The sequence below is a fragment of the Streptomyces sp. NPDC029122 genome (assembly GCF_055569445.1).
The window spans coordinates 169,322-183,014 of sequence record NZ_JBVHWK010000003.1 but is presented as its reverse complement, the minus strand read 5'-3'; the positions used below and the strand labels follow the sequence as shown (position 1 = coordinate 183,014).

Annotated in this window: 14 protein-coding genes; 7 read left to right on the top strand and 7 right to left on the bottom strand. The window is 70.4% G+C overall.

Features of this window, described 5'->3' with window-relative positions; translation table 11 throughout:
• Positions 1 to 40 precede the first annotated feature (40 nt).
• Complete coding sequence (locus tag ACZ4WZ_RS05430; RefSeq protein ID WP_467885356.1) at positions 41 to 1,525, top strand: glycosyltransferase family 87 protein; 1,485 nt, start codon at positions 41 to 43, stop codon at positions 1,523 to 1,525.
• 32 nt (positions 1,526 to 1,557) lie between these two features.
• On the opposite strand, the gene ACZ4WZ_RS05425 is transcribed toward ACZ4WZ_RS05430, so the two are convergent.
• The 3 genes from ACZ4WZ_RS05425 to ACZ4WZ_RS05415 all read right to left on the bottom strand — a co-directional run bounded on the left by ACZ4WZ_RS05425 (position 1,558) and on the right by ACZ4WZ_RS05415 (position 4,207).
• Positions 1,558 to 2,589, bottom strand: coding sequence for an alanine racemase (locus ACZ4WZ_RS05425; protein ID WP_467885355.1), 1,032 nt, complete (start codon positions 2,587 to 2,589; stop codon positions 1,558 to 1,560).
• 34 nt (positions 2,590 to 2,623) lie between these two features.
• Entirely contained in the window at positions 2,624 to 3,742 is a 1,119-nt protein-coding gene (locus ACZ4WZ_RS05420; protein WP_388932752.1) for a lipid II:glycine glycyltransferase FemX, read from the bottom strand.
• Between the two features lie 141 nt (positions 3,743 to 3,883).
• The gene (locus ACZ4WZ_RS05415; RefSeq protein WP_467885352.1) at positions 3,884 to 4,207 is read right to left on the bottom strand and encodes a hypothetical protein; all 324 of its coding nucleotides are present in this window, start codon (positions 4,205 to 4,207) and stop codon (positions 3,884 to 3,886) included.
• A gap of 250 nt (positions 4,208 to 4,457) precedes the next feature.
• Here ACZ4WZ_RS05415 and rpsF point away from each other — a divergent pair, with 250 nt between their 5' ends.
• From rpsF to rplI, 4 genes are all read left to right on the top strand, one after another.
• On the top strand, positions 4,458 to 4,748 hold the full coding sequence (gene rpsF, locus ACZ4WZ_RS05410) for a 30S ribosomal protein S6 (RefSeq protein WP_004950685.1): 291 nt from the start codon (positions 4,458 to 4,460) through the stop codon (positions 4,746 to 4,748).
• A 73-nt stretch (positions 4,749 to 4,821) separates the two neighbouring features.
• Positions 4,822 to 5,406, top strand: a complete 585-nt coding sequence (locus tag ACZ4WZ_RS05405) for a single-stranded DNA-binding protein (RefSeq protein ID WP_467885349.1) — start codon at positions 4,822 to 4,824, stop codon at positions 5,404 to 5,406.
• Positions 5,407 to 5,448: 42 nt separating this feature from the next.
• Positions 5,449 to 5,685, top strand: coding sequence for a 30S ribosomal protein S18 (rpsR, locus tag ACZ4WZ_RS05400; protein ID WP_005315025.1), 237 nt, complete (start codon positions 5,449 to 5,451; stop codon positions 5,683 to 5,685).
• 18 nt (positions 5,686 to 5,703) lie between these two features.
• Complete coding sequence (gene rplI, locus ACZ4WZ_RS05395) at positions 5,704 to 6,150, top strand: 50S ribosomal protein L9 (RefSeq protein ID WP_125594108.1); 447 nt, start codon at positions 5,704 to 5,706, stop codon at positions 6,148 to 6,150.
• Between the two features lie 132 nt (positions 6,151 to 6,282).
• Here the strand turns inward: rplI and ACZ4WZ_RS05390 are convergent, their stop codons facing one another.
• Positions 6,283 to 7,620, bottom strand: a complete 1,338-nt coding sequence (locus ACZ4WZ_RS05390) for an MATE family efflux transporter (protein ID WP_467885345.1) — start codon at positions 7,618 to 7,620, stop codon at positions 6,283 to 6,285.
• Between the two features lie 453 nt (positions 7,621 to 8,073).
• On the opposite strand from ACZ4WZ_RS05390, the gene dnaB reads away from it, so the two are divergent.
• Both dnaB and ACZ4WZ_RS05380 read left to right on the top strand, forming a co-directional pair.
• On the top strand, positions 8,074 to 9,537 hold the full coding sequence (gene dnaB / locus ACZ4WZ_RS05385) for a replicative DNA helicase (RefSeq protein WP_467885911.1): 1,464 nt from the start codon (positions 8,074 to 8,076) through the stop codon (positions 9,535 to 9,537).
• 9 nt (positions 9,538 to 9,546) lie between these two features.
• A complete protein-coding gene (locus ACZ4WZ_RS05380) occupies positions 9,547 to 10,932 on the top strand; it encodes a serine hydrolase domain-containing protein (RefSeq protein WP_467885343.1) in 1,386 nt (461 codons plus the stop codon).
• 34 nt (positions 10,933 to 10,966) lie between these two features.
• On the opposite strand, the gene ACZ4WZ_RS05375 is transcribed toward ACZ4WZ_RS05380, so the two are convergent.
• The 3 genes from ACZ4WZ_RS05375 to ACZ4WZ_RS05365 are packed head-to-tail and all read right to left on the bottom strand — an operon-like array spanning position 10,967 to position 13,524.
• Positions 10,967 to 12,142, bottom strand: coding sequence for a winged helix DNA-binding domain-containing protein (locus tag ACZ4WZ_RS05375; RefSeq protein WP_467885341.1), 1,176 nt, complete (start codon positions 12,140 to 12,142; stop codon positions 10,967 to 10,969).
• A gap of 54 nt (positions 12,143 to 12,196) precedes the next feature.
• Complete coding sequence (locus ACZ4WZ_RS05370) at positions 12,197 to 12,658, bottom strand: GNAT family N-acetyltransferase (RefSeq protein ID WP_467885338.1); 462 nt, start codon at positions 12,656 to 12,658, stop codon at positions 12,197 to 12,199.
• A 17-nt stretch (positions 12,659 to 12,675) separates the two neighbouring features.
• Complete coding sequence (locus ACZ4WZ_RS05365) at positions 12,676 to 13,524, bottom strand: GNAT family N-acetyltransferase (protein ID WP_467885909.1); 849 nt, start codon at positions 13,522 to 13,524, stop codon at positions 12,676 to 12,678.
• Between the last annotated feature and the right edge of the window lie 169 nt (positions 13,525 to 13,693).

The window sequence follows — 13,693 nt, the reverse complement described above, 5'->3', positions numbered from 1 at the left end:
CCCTCCCCCGTGCGCGGCGCGGTACGGCAGGATGGGCGCCATGACCAAGGTGCACGAGGACCGGCCCGTACCGCCCACGCAGCAGGACGAGGTCGCCACCGCCGGCAGCGAGTTCATCGGGGGACCGGCCGGCCGCCACGCCCGGCTGGGCGGGCACTGGCTGAACCCGGTCCGCGTCGTGGTCCTCGTGGCCCTCGGCATGTTCGCACTGGGCATGGTGCAGAAGGTGCCCTGCTACGACTGGGCCTGGTTCCGGGGAGCGGCCTCGCAGTACACCCACGCCTGCTACTCCGACATCCCGCACCTGTACTCCGCCCGCGGCTTCGCCGAGGGCATGGTGCCGTACCGCGACAAGTTCCCCGACATCGTGACCGACCCGAAGTACGGCGGCATGCAGTACCTCGAGTACCCGGTGCTCACCGGGGCCTTCATGCAGGTCGCGTCCTGGATGACGCCCACCTCCGGCTCCATCCAGCACCGCGAGCAGATGTACTGGATGGTCAACGCGGGCATGCTCATGGCCTGCGCCGCCGTCATCGCCGTCTGTGTCGCCCGCACCCATCGCCGCAGGCCGTGGGACGCCCTGCTCCTCGCCCTCGCACCGGCCTTCGCGCTCACGGCCACCATCAACTGGGACCTGCCGGCCGTGGCCCTCACCGCCGCGGCGATCCTGATGTGGTCGCGCAGCCGGCCCCTGCTCGCCGGCGTGCTCATCGGCCTGGCGACCGCGGCCAAGCTCTACCCGGTCCTGCTGCTCGGGGTGCTCTTCGTGCTCTGCTGGCGGGCCGGGAAGTGGCGGGCGTACGGCGCCGCCGTCCTCGGCGCGGCCGTCTCCTGGCTCCTCGTGAACGGCCCGGTCATGTACGTCGCCTGGGACGGCTGGAAGCGGTTCTACCAGTTCAGCCAGGAGCGGCCCATCGACTTCGGCTCCGTCTGGCTGCTGATCTCCCAGCGCACCGGCAATCCCCTCGAAGGGGCCAACACCTACGCGACCGGGCTGACCCTGCTGCTCTGCCTCGCCATCGGACTGCTCACGCTGACGGCCCCCAGGCGCCCGCGCTTCGCCCAGCTCGCCTTCCTGGTCGTCGCCGCCTTCATCCTGGCCAACAAGGTGTACTCACCCCAGTACGTGCTGTGGCTCATCCCGCTCGCCGCCCTGGCCCGGCCCCGCTGGCGTGACTTCCTGATCTGGCAGGCGGGCGAGGTCGCGTACTTCCTGGGGATCTGGTTCTACCTCGCCTACACGAGCAGCGGGGACAAGCACCAGGGCCTGCCCGTGGAGGGCTACCAGCTGGCCATCGCCGCCCACCTGCTGGCCACCCTGTACCTCTGCGCCGTCGTCGTACGGGACGTCCTGCTGCCCGAGCGCGACGTCGTCCGCCGCGACGGCTCCGACGATCCCTCCGGCGGTGTCCTGGACGGGGCCGAGGACGTCTTCACCCTCTCGGACAAGGCGAAGGCGCCGCGGTACGCGGCGCCTTCGGAAGGACAGCGGGTCGCCTGGGGCGTGGACGTCAAGGAGTGACCGGGCCGCCGGCCCGGTCACTCCCCGCCGGCTCAGGCGTCGAGCACCCGGTCGAACTGCGTCGTGGTGTGGCGCAGGTGGGCCACCAGCTCGTCGCCCACCCTCGGCTCGGTCGCGTCCGAGGGCACGAACAGGATCGACACCTGCATGTGCGGCGGCTCCGCGAACCAGCGCTGCTTGCCGGCCCAGACGAAGGGCGACAGGTTCCGGTTGACGGTGGCCAGACCGGCCCGTGCGACGCCCTTGGCGCGCGGCATGACCCCGTGGAGGGCCTTGGGGGCCTCCAGGCCCACTCCGTGCGAGGTGCCGCCCGCGACCACGACCAGCCAGCCGTCGGAGGCGGCCTTCTGCTGGCGGTAGCCGAAGCGGTCGCCCTTGGCGACCCGGGTGACGTCCAGGACCGAGCCCCGGTACTGGGTGGCGTCGTGGTCGCCCAGCCACAGCCGGGTGCCGATGCGCGCCCGGAACCGGGTCTGCGGGAACTGCTGCTGGAGCCGTGCCAGCTCCTCGGCCCGCAGGTGGCTGACGAACATGGTGTGCAGCGGCAGCCGGGCCGCGCGCAGCCGGTCCATCCAGCCGATGACCTCCTCGACGGCGTCCGAGCCGTCGGGGCGGTCCAGCGGCAGGTGCAGGGCGAAGCCCTCCAGCCGGACGTCCTCGATCGCCGACTGGAGCAGGCCCAGGTCCTGCTCGGAGATGCCGTGGCGGCGCATCGAGCTCATGCACTCGATGACCACGCGGGCCCCGACCAGTCCGCGGACCCCGTCCACCGAGGACACCGAGCGGATCACCCGGTCCGGAAGCGGCACCGGCTCCTCACCCCGCCGGAAGGGGGTGAGGACGAGCAGGTCGCCACCGAAGTGGTCCTTGATGCTCGCGGCCTCGTACGTCGTCCCGACGGCCAGGATGTCGGCGCCCATCCGGGTCGCCTCCTCACACAGCCGCTCGTGGCCGAAGCCGTAGCCGTTGCCCTTGCAGACCGGGATCAGACCGGGGAACTGGTCCGTGATCTGCTTCTGGTGCGCACGCCAGCGCGCGGTGTCGACGTAGAGCGTGAGCGCCATGCCCGTCCGGAACCTCTCTCGAAAAACAGCTGGGTCAGCGGCGCGACATGTAGATGTCGAGCGCCTTGTGGAGCACCTTGTTGAGCGGGAAGTCCCACTCGCCGACGTACTCGACGGCCTCGCCGCCCGTACCGACCTTGAACTGGATCAGGCCGAACAGGTGGTCGTTCTCGTCCAGCGTGTCAGAGATGCCGCGCAGGTCGTAGACGCTGGCACCCAGCGCGTACGAATCGCGCAGCATGCGCCACTGCATCGCGTTCGAGGGACGGACCTCGCGCTTGTGGTTGGCGGAGGCGCCGTACGAGTACCAGACGTGCTGGCCGACGGTGAGCATCGTGGCGGCGGCCAGCGGCTCCCCCTCGTGCTTGGCGATGTACAGCCGCATGCGGTTGGGGTCCTCGGAGTTGAGGGCCGTCCACTGGCGCTGGAAGTAACTGAGCGGGCGCGGACGGAACTTGTCGCGCTCGGCCGTGATCTCGTAGAGGTACTGCCAGGTCGGCAGGTCCTCGTAGCCGCCCTGGACGACCTCGACGCCGGCCTTCTCGGCCTTCTTGATGTTGCGGCGCCACAGCTGGTTGAAGCCCTTGAGGACGTCGTCCAGGGAGCGGTTGGCCAGCGGGACCTGGAACACGTAGCGGGGCTGCACGTCGCCGAAACCGGCGCCGCCGTCCTCGCCCTGCTGCCAGCCCATGCGGCGCAGCTTGTCGGACACCTCGAAGGCGCGGGGCTCGATGTACGAGGCCTCGACATCGCGCAGGCGCTTGACCTCGGGGTCCTGGATGCCGGCCTTGATGGCGGCCGAGTTCCAGCGGCGGATGACGACGGGCGGGCCCATCTTCACGGTGAAGGCGCCCTGCTGCTTGAGGTGGGCCAGCATCGGCTGGAGCCACTCCTCGAGGTTGGGGGCGTACCAGTTGATGACGGGGCCCTCGGGGAGGTACGCGAGGTAGCGCTTCACCTTGGGCAGCTGGCGGTACAACACGAGCGCGGCGCCGACGAGTTCGCCGTTCTTGTCGAACCAGCCGAGGTTCTCCGAACGCCACTCGTTCTTGACGTCGGCCCATGCCGGGACCTGGCAGTGGCTAGCCGAAGGCAGGCTCTGGAGGTACGCCAGATGCTGCTCGCGGCTGATGGTGCTCAGGGACAGGCTCATGCGGGGTGTCTCCTCCGGCGGCTTCGCTGCTATGGCGCGAAGCCTACTGCGACGGTGGCGCCACCCATCTGGGGGACAGGCCGGTACGGGCCGGTGCCTGGGCCGGAGGAAGGACGGCGCCCCGTCGCGGAGGTCCCCCGGTCAGCCCAGCCAGCCGCCGAAGAGGCCGCCGTGCGCCATTCCGAGCATGAAGCCGATGGCAGACGCGCCTAGGCCGATGATCAGCACGAAGCGCTCGCGGGTGGTGGCGGAGATGAACTGTCCGTACAGCCCGGTCCCGATCCCGATCAGCCCGGCCCAGGAGCTGAGCAGGTGCAGATCGTGGAAGAACGCAGTGACGAACGCCACGGCGCCGAGGACCAGGGTGACCACCATCAGGGTGTCCTGGACCGGATGGGACTTGCCGTCGGTGGAGAAGAGCGAGATCGGCGGGGGCGAGGACTGGCGATGCATGGCCTGTGCCATCGGAAGGCACCTCCTGGCTGACGCAGAGCGGTGCGCGGCGCGCCTCCGACCTGGGGCGGGGGCGTGGCACCGAGCACACCCGACGCATACAGAGTGTGGCCTCCTCCGGCCGGATTTCAACCGGAAGGAAGCGAGCAGGTAGTCTGTACGGTCTGCGCGGTGTCTGCTCTCGGACGCCGTGCGGCACGCATCACGACCCTCCTGCCACGGAACGACCGTGGCCGCTGAGTCCAAAGGAGGTGGGTTCCACATGCGTCACTACGAAGTGATGGTCATCCTCGACCCCGATCTCGAGGAGCGCGCTGTCTCCCCGCTGATCGAGAACTTCCTCTCCGTCGTCCGTGAGGGCAACGGAAAGGTCGAGAAGGTCGACACCTGGGGCCGTCGTCGTCTCGCTTACGAGATCAAGAAGAAGCCCGAGGGCATCTACTCGGTCATCGACCTGCAGGCCGAGCCTGCGGTCGTCAAGGAGCTCGACCGCCAGATGAACCTGAACGAGTCGGTTCTCCGGACCAAGGTCCTTCGCCCCGAGACCCACTGAACTCAGGTTCAGCGGTAATCGGGCCGAGTAGCACAGCAGCCCAGCAGCAATCCCCGCCGAGAGGTTTCCATCCATGGCAGGCGAGACCGTCATCACGGTCGTCGGCAATCTCGTCGACGACCCCGAGCTGCGCTTCACCCCCTCGGGTGCGGCGGTCGCGAAGTTCCGTGTCGCGTCCACTCCCCGCATCTTCGACAAGCAGACCAATGAGTGGAAGGACGGCGAAGGCCTGTTCCTGACCTGCTCGGTCTGGCGTCAGGCGGCGGAGAACGTCGCCGAGTCCCTTCAGCGGGGCATGCGCGTCATCGTGCAGGGCCGGCTGAAGCAGCGGTCCTACGAGGACCGTGAGGGTGTCAAGCGCACGGTCTACGAGCTGGACGTCGAGGAAGTCGGCCCCAGCCTCAAGAACGCCACGGCCAAGGTCGCCAAGACCACCGGTCGCGGTGGCCAGGGTGGATACGGCGGCGGCGGTCAGCAGCAGGGCGGCGGCAGCTGGGGCGGAGCCCCCAGCGCTGGTCCCCAGGGCGGCGGAGCTCCCTCCGACGACCCGTGGGCGTCCAGTGCGCCGGCCGGCGGCCAGCAGGGCGGCGGCGGGGGCGGCTGGGGCGGAAGCTCCGGCGGCTCCGGCGGTGGCTACTCGGACGAGCCGCCCTTCTAGGGCAGCTCCTTCCAAACTTCTTGATCACACAGGAGAGACACAATGGCGAAGCCGCCTGTGCGCAAGCCTAAGAAGAAGGTCTGCGCGTTCTGCAAGGACAAGACCGCGTACGTGGACTACAAGGACACGAACATGCTGCGGAAGTTCATTTCCGACCGTGGCAAGATCCGTGCCCGCCGCGTTACCGGCAACTGCACGCAGCACCAGCGTGACGTCGCCACGGCCGTCAAGAACAGCCGTGAGATGGCGCTGCTGCCCTACACGTCCACCGCGCGATAAGGAAAGGGTGACCGACTAATGAAGATCATCCTGACCCACGAGGTCTCTGGCCTCGGCACCGCCGGCGATGTCGTCGACGTCAAGGACGGTTACGCTCGCAACTACCTGGTCCCGCGTGGTTTCGCGATCCGCTGGACCAAGGGTGGCGAGAAGGACGTGGCGCAGATCCGCCGCGCCCGCAAGATCCACGAGATCGCGACCATCGAGCAGGCCAACGAGGTCAAGGCCAAGCTCGAGGGCGTGAAGGTCCGTCTGGCCACCCGCGCGGGTGACGCCGGTCGCCTCTTCGGTTCCGTCACCCCGGCCGACATCGCTTCCGCGGTCGAGGCGTCCGGTGGCCCGAAGGTCGACAAGCGTCGCGTGGAGCTGGGCTCCCCGATCAAGACCCTCGGTTCGTACCAGGTCTCCGTGCGTCTGCACGCCGAGGTCGTCGCGAACGTGGGCATCGAGGTCGTCGCCGCCTAAGGGCAGCGCATGAAGGGCCGCACCCTCCGGGGTGCGGCCCTTCGTCGTTCCCGGGAAGCGCTGTTTCACGTGAAACGGCCTGCTGTCCACTGTGAAAAGGCCCCCTGTTTCACGTGAAACATCCCTCGGCCGTCATCGGGTCGCTCCCGCGACCAGCCAGCGGCCCGAACGCGCACGGAGCTGGAGGGTGACCATCCGGACCAGCATCATCAGGGTCATCGCCCACCAGAGCGCGGTCAGACCGCCGCCGAGGGCCGGGACCAGGAGCGCGGCCGGCGCGAAGACGGCCAGGGTCAGCAGCATCGCCCATGCCAGGTACCGACCGTCACCGGCCCCCATCAGCACTCCGTCGAGGACGAAGACGACTCCGCAGACGGGCTGGCTCAGGGCCACGACCAGCAGGGCGGGCAGCAGGGTGTCCTCCACCACGGGGTCGCTGGTGAACAGCGGGATGAACACCGGACGGGCCACGACGACCAGCAGGCCCAGCACGACGCCGGTGACGACGCCCCACATCAGCATCCGGCGGCACACGGCCCGGGCCCCCTCGGTGTCACCGGCACCCAGGTGGCGGCCGATGATGGCCTGGCCGGCGATGGCGATCGCGTCCAGAGCGAAGGCGAGCAGGCTCCAGAGGGACAGCAGGATCTGGTGGGCGGCGATGTCGGCGTCTCCCAGCCGGGCCGCCACGGCGGTCGCGATCATCAGAATGGCGCGCAGGGACAGGGTGCGGACCAGCAGCGGCACTCCCGCCTGGGCGCAGGCGCGGATACCCGCCGCGTCGGGCCGCAGGGAGGCGCCGTGGTGCCGGGCGCCCCGGACGACCACGAAGAGGTACGCGCCGGCCATGGCCCACTGGGCGATGACCGTGCCCCAGGCGGATCCCGCGATGCCGAAACCCGCGCCGTAGACCAGGGCCACGTTGAGGGCGCCGTTGAGGGCGAAGCCGCCGATGGCCACGTAGAGCGGGGTGCGGGTGTCCTGGAGGCCGCGGATGACGCCGGTGGCGGCCAGGACCACGAGCATCGCGGGGATGCCGAGCGCCGAGATCCGCAGGTATGTGACGGCGTAGGGGGCGGCGGTGTCCGAAGCCCCGAAGAGGGAGACCAGACCGTGGGCCGTGGGCAGAACGGCGATGAGGACGGCGGTGCCGAGCAGCAGGGCGAGCCAGATGCCGTCCATGCCCTGCCGGATGGCTGCCGGGAGGTCGCCCGCGCCGACGCGCCGGGCCACGGCGGCGGTGGTGGCGTAGGCGAGGAAGACGAAGACGCTCACGGCGGTGGTGAGCAGTGCCGCCGCGATGCCGAGGCCGGCCAGCTGGGGGGTCCCGAGGTGCCCCACGATGGCGCTGTCGGCCATCACGAAGAGCGGCTCGGCCACGAGTGCGCCGAAGGCCGGCACGGCGAGCGCGAGGATCTCTCGGTCGTACCGTTTCCTGGTCGTCTTCGTGGTGGTGGGGGCCTGTGTCATGTGCTCAATCTAATCTTCCACAGGTAATGGATGCAAGGATGCTAGGACCCTTACTAAGCCGCTGACTTGGGCGTTCCTTCCGGCCCGTTGGTGGCGATCTTGAGACAGTGGCCAAGAATTTTCTCTCCCGTCCTCTACCGACCGGGAAAGTGCAGGTCAAACGGGGTGCGAGGGTAGGTCAGGTGATTTTGTCCACAGCGTCGTCCCCCGGTCTGTGCACAGCTTCGGGCGACTTACCCACAGCATTGGCTCCGTCGTCCACATCTCATCCACACAGCCTGTGGATAACAAGATTGGCTGACGCCGCTCGCGGCCCTACCGTTGTGCGTTGCCCGACGCGGCCAGAGCCGCTTCGGGTGTCCCAAATGTCAGAGCCGTGGCGTAGAAAGAGTGCCACGGCGAAGGTCCGCGTTCGCGGACGGAGGAGGCGGCCCGGTGAGCATGCCCGAGCCCATGGACGACCCCTGGGCCGACAGTGGTCCTAGTGACCGTCTGCCCGCCCGTCCGCGCCGCAGCGGCGACGGCCGCGGCCGGGGGGACGACCAGCAGGACCGGGGCCGCGAAAGCGGCTCCTGGGACGGCGGAGGGGGCGGCTTCGAGCGCGTCCCGCCGCAGGACCTGGACGCCGAGCAGTCGGTGCTCGGCGGCATGCTGCTGTCCAAGGACGCGATCGCCGACGTGGTCGAGGTCCTCAAGGGGCACGACTTCTACCGGCCCTCGCACGAGACGATCTACCAGGCCATTCTCGACCTGTACGCGAAGGGCGAGCCCGCCGACCCGATCACGGTCGGCGCCGAGCTGACCCGCCGTGGCGAGATCAGCAAGGTCGGCGGCGCCTCGTACCTGCACACCCTGGTGCAGTCCGTACCGACCGCTGCGAACGCCGAGTACTACGCGGAGATCGTCCACGAGCGGGCCGTCCTGCGCCGCCTCGTCGCGGCCGGTACGAAGATCACTCAGATGGGCTACGCGGCGGACGGAGACGTCGACGAGATCGTCAACAGCGCCCAGGCCGAGATCTACGCCGTCACCGAGCAGCGGACCTCCGAGGACTACCTGCCGCTCGGCGACATCATGGAGGGCGCGCTCGACGAGATCGAGGCGATCGGCTCGCGCTCCGGCCAGATGTCGGGCGTCCCGACCGGGTTCACCGACCTGGACTCCCTGACCAACGGCCTGCACCCCGGCCAGATGATCGTCATCGCCGCCCGACCCGCCATGGGCAAGTCGACGCTCGCGCTGGACTTCGCCCGCGCCTGCTCCATCAAGAGCAACCTGCCGAGCGTCATCTTCTCCCTCGAAATGGGCCGCAACGAGATCGCCATGCGTCTGCTCTCGGCGGAGGCCAGGGTGGCGCTCCACCACATGCGCTCGGGCACCATGACCGACGACGACTGGACGCGGCTCGCCCGCCGGATGCCGGACGTCTCGGCCGCCCCGCTGTACATCGACGACTCCCCCAACCTGTCGATGATGGAGATCCGGGCCAAGTGCCGTCGGCTCAAGCAGCGCAACGACCTCTCGCTCGTCGTCATCGACTACCTGCAGCTCATGCAGTCGGGCGGCTCGCGCCGTCCCGAGAGCCGCCAGCAGGAGGTCTCCGACATGTCCCGAAACCTCAAGCTGCTGGCCAAGGAGCTCGAGGTGCCGGTGATCGCGCTCTCCCAGCTGAACCGTGGTCCCGAGCAGCGCACCGACAAGAAGCCGATGGTCTCCGACCTGCGTGAATCCGGCTCGATCGAACAGGACGCCGACATGGTGATCCTGCTGCACCGCGAGGACGCGTACGAGAAGGAATCGCCCCGTGCCGGCGAGGCGGACCTGATCGTCGCCAAGCACCGAAACGGTCCGACGGCCACCATCACGGTCGCCTTCCAGGGCCATTATTCGCGGTTCGTGGACATGGCCAACACGTAGCATCCGATCATGGACGCGCTCTCTGAAGACCTGGAACTGCTCCCCGCGACCCGGCGTGCCCTCCGGCACCGGATCGCCGTCGCCCAGCGCGAGGGTCGGACCCCTTCGCTGGTGGCGACCGTCGTACGCGGCGGGGAGGTGGTCTGGGAGGGCTCCCGGACTTCCGTCGAGGGCCACGGGCCGGACGGGAACGTGCAGTACCGGATCGGATCGATCACCAAGACCTTCACCGCCGTCCTGGTGATGCGGCTGCGGGACGAAGGCCTGCTGGACCTGTCGGACCCGCTGGGCAAGCACCTCCCCGGCAGCGGTGCGGACGAGGTGACCATCGGCCAGCTGCTGGCGCACACCTCCGGTCTCGGGGCGGAGACTCCGGGTGAGTGGTGGGAGCGCTCGTCGGCCGCATTGCGGCCGGAGCTCGCCGACGTGCTCGGGGCCGAGCCGTTCAAGCACGTGCCGGGGACCCGCCACCACTACTCCAACCCCGGTTACACCCTGCTCGGTTCGCTCGTCGAGGCGCTCCGCGGGAAGCCGTGGGAGGAGGTGCTGCGCGCCGAGGTGCTGGAGCCGCTGGGCCTGAACCGTACGAGCGCGCTGCCGCAGGCCCCGCACGCGGGCGGCTGGGCGGTGCACCCGTGGGCGGACGTGATGATGCCTGAGCCGTCCGAGGACCTGGGGCTGATGGCCGCGGCCGGTCAGCTGTGGTCCACCACCGGTGACCTGGCCAGGTTCGCGCAGCTGCTGATGCGGGGCGACGACCGGGTGCTGAGCGCGGAGAGCGCACGGGAAATGCGCGCCCCTGCGGCTCCTCCGGAGCCCGGCTCGGCCGAACTCGGATACGGGCTCGGCCTCCAGACGGCGGACCAGGGCGGGCGCCGGCTCGCCGGGCACGGCGGTTCGCTGCCCGGGTTCGTCGCGGGACTCTGGTTCAGCGAGGCGGACGACGTGGCCGCGGTCGTACTGTCGAACTGCACGTCGGGCCTGCCGGCCTCGGCGGTGGCCACCGATCTGATCGCGATCGTCGCGGAGGCGGAGCCGCGCATCCCCGAGCCGTGGCGTCCGTTCAAGGAGGACGACCAGGTTCCGCTGGAACTGTGCGGCCCCTGGTACTGGGGTACTTCGGCACAGGTCCTCCGGCTGAACGCGGACGGGTCCCTGGAACTGAGCCCGGTCGGGTCCACCGGCCGGCCTGCCCGTTTCCGCGCCGGACCGGACGGCACCTGGACCGGTCTGACGGGGTATTACGCGGGCGAGACGCTGCGGGCGGTCAGGCGTGAGGACGGCTCCGTGAGCCACCTCGACCTCGCCTCGTTCGTCTTCACCCGCGAGCCCTACGACCCCGGCGCCCCGGTGCCCGGCGGAGTGGACCCGCGGGGCTGGCGGGGCATCGGCTGACGCCTCCCGGGCCGTGCCCCTTCGGCCGCGGCGTTCAGGCGGCCAGTTCGCGCTCCAGCGGGGTGCGGAAGCGGGGGGTGACACGGGCGTCGCCCACCCAGTCGGCGAGCCGGGCGGCCTCCGTCGCGACCGCCTCCTCGGCGGCCCCGCCGGGGTTGCCCAGCAGCCGCCAGACGATCTCCCCGCCAGGACGCTGGGCCCAGCCACCGACGATCTCGCCGTTCCACCACACGGTCGGCCCGATGTTGCCCGCGTAGTCGAACAGGGCGGGACGGTGGGCGGGGTCGAGGTGGAAGCCCCGGTCGGCCCAGCCCATAGCGCTGGGGTCGAGGCCGGGCAGTAGTGCGGCCCACGGTTCAGGGGCCGGCTCGGGCCCGGTGTCACCCGGGCAGACGAGCCCCGTTCCGCCGTTGTCGAGGCGGACCTGCTCGGGGCCCACGGCGGCCAGCGCCGCGCGTACGTCGGTGAGGCTCCAGCCGGTCCACCACTTGAGGTCCGCCTCGGTGGCCGGGCCGTAGGCGTGGAGCCAGCGGCGGGCGACCTCCGCGCGGGCCTCGGCGGCGGGCACGGAGGGCCAGGGCTGGGTGTGGACCCAGCGGAACTGGCTGGAGGTCCAGGTTCCGCGCGGCCGGTCCCGTCGGATGCGGCCGTCGGCGGCCAGGAGGCGGATGACGCGGGTGGCCACGCCGGTCTCCGCCTCGTACTTCTTGCCCCGCGCGATGGTGATCTTCTGCCGCAGGGCGGGTACCGCCGCGGAGAGCTGGCTGCCCGTCGAAGCGCCCCGGGCGTCGAGTGCCTCGAGGGCGGCGGCCTCGGCGTGCGCCAGCCAGTCGGCGTCGAGGCCCCGGCCGTCCTCTTCCAGGTGCTTGAGGAGGGTCCTGCGTTCCTTCACCGCGATTCCCCGGGCGGTGGACGCGTCCACGTACGGGGCGAGTCCGGCCGAGACGGCGAAGAGGGTGTTGCGCATGCTGAGCATGCGGACCACGCTGACGTCCTCGTACAGGGCATGCTCGATCGCGTCGGGCCCGCCCTCGGCGAGCCGGGCCCGGACGGACAGGTAGACGGTCGCGGCGTCCGTGGCGTGCAGGGCGACGACGGCGTCCGCGACCTGGCTGGTGGTGCGGGCACGGGCGGAGGGAGCGAGACGGTGCCGCCGGCCCAAACGGTGGCGACGCTCGGCGGTGGTGATGAGGGGGAGGCTGCGGCTCATCCTCCCGATCGTAGGCCGGGCCACGGACAGCGGCCCGGCCCGTGCCGGGGCTGCTCAGAGCTGGAGCTTGAACCCCACATGGGAGGCGGTGAAACCGAGCCGCTCGTAGAACCGGTGGGCGTCGGTACGGGTCACGTCCGAGGTGAGCTGGACCAGTTGGCAGTTCTCCTGCCGGGACCGCTCGACGGCCCATTCGATGAACCGGGTCCCCAGGCCGCCGCCGCGTTCCTCGGCGTGGACCCGGACGCCCTCGATGATGGAACGGGTGGCGCCCTTGCGGGACAGCCCGGGAACGATCGTGAGCTGGAGCGTCCCCACCACGCGGTCGCCGCGTACCGCGACGACGAGGTGCTGGTGGGGGTCGTCGGCCAGCCGCTTCAGGGCCGCGATGTACGGGGTCAGGTCGTCGGGTGACTCACGGGTGGCGCCGAGCGGGTCGTCGGCGAGCATGGCGACGATCTCGGGAAGGTCGCCCTCCGTGGCCGGGCGGATGGCCGGCTCGGGTGCTTCGGTCATGGGCGGGTGTCCTCGTTTCAGCCGGCGGCGACGGTGAGCGGCGCCCAGCGGCGGGACCAGTCGCCGGGCAGGCCTGGGATGTCTCGGGTCATGACGGCGTTGAAGGCCACGGACTCCAGGCCGCGCGCCTTGAGCCACGCGAGGAGTTCCTCGTGGCGCACGTCCACATCGGTGCGCAGGTCCCGTTCGGTGCCCGCGGCCAATGCGGAGACCAGGGCCTTGGCGACGGCGGTGTCGCGGGCGATCAGGGGGCCGACGACATGGGTGTCCATGTTGGGCCAGATCGCGGCGTAGCCGATGAGGGCACCGGAGGGGTCCTCGGCGACGAGCAGCCTGTCGGTGAATGCCGGCAGTCGCGTGATGAGGTGGGTCCGGTCGGTTCCGAACACCTCCGTGTCCAGCCGGACGATTCCCTGGAGGTCCTCGGCGGCGGCCGGCCGGACGTGGACGCCGGCAGGGCCGTCGGCCGGGCCGTCCGGTCCGGGGCGGAAGGCGCCCCGGAGCATCTCCGCGCGGCCCGTGGCGCCGAAGCCGAGCTCCTCGTAGAGCGGGCGCCCGTAAGGGGTGGAGTGCAGGGTGAGCGGGACGCCGGCGAGCAGGTCGTCGCACACGTGCCGCATGAGGCGCCGGCCCAGACCCTTGCGGGCGTACCGGTCGGCGACGAGGACCATCCCGATGGCGGCGAGGTCGGGCTTCGCGCCGGTGTCTCCGTACCGGGTGACGACACAGGCGGCTGCGAGCCCCTGGCCGTCGGGTGCGTCGATGCCGTAGCCGTCGCCGGCGGTGAGGAGCAGCCCCCACTTGTGGTCCTCGCGCGGCCAGCCGCGGTCCTCGGACAGGTCGGCGCAGTGCCGGAGATCTGCCATGGTCAGTGCGCGGATCGGCAGGTCGATGAGCTGTGGTGGTGTCACCGGCCCAGAGTGGATCACCGGCTTGGGAGGAGTCCAGGGAATTCGGGGATCCGTCAGCCGATGTTTCACGTGAAACACCGGCTCGTTTCACACCCGGCCCGTCTCGCGCATGGGGTGTTGCCCG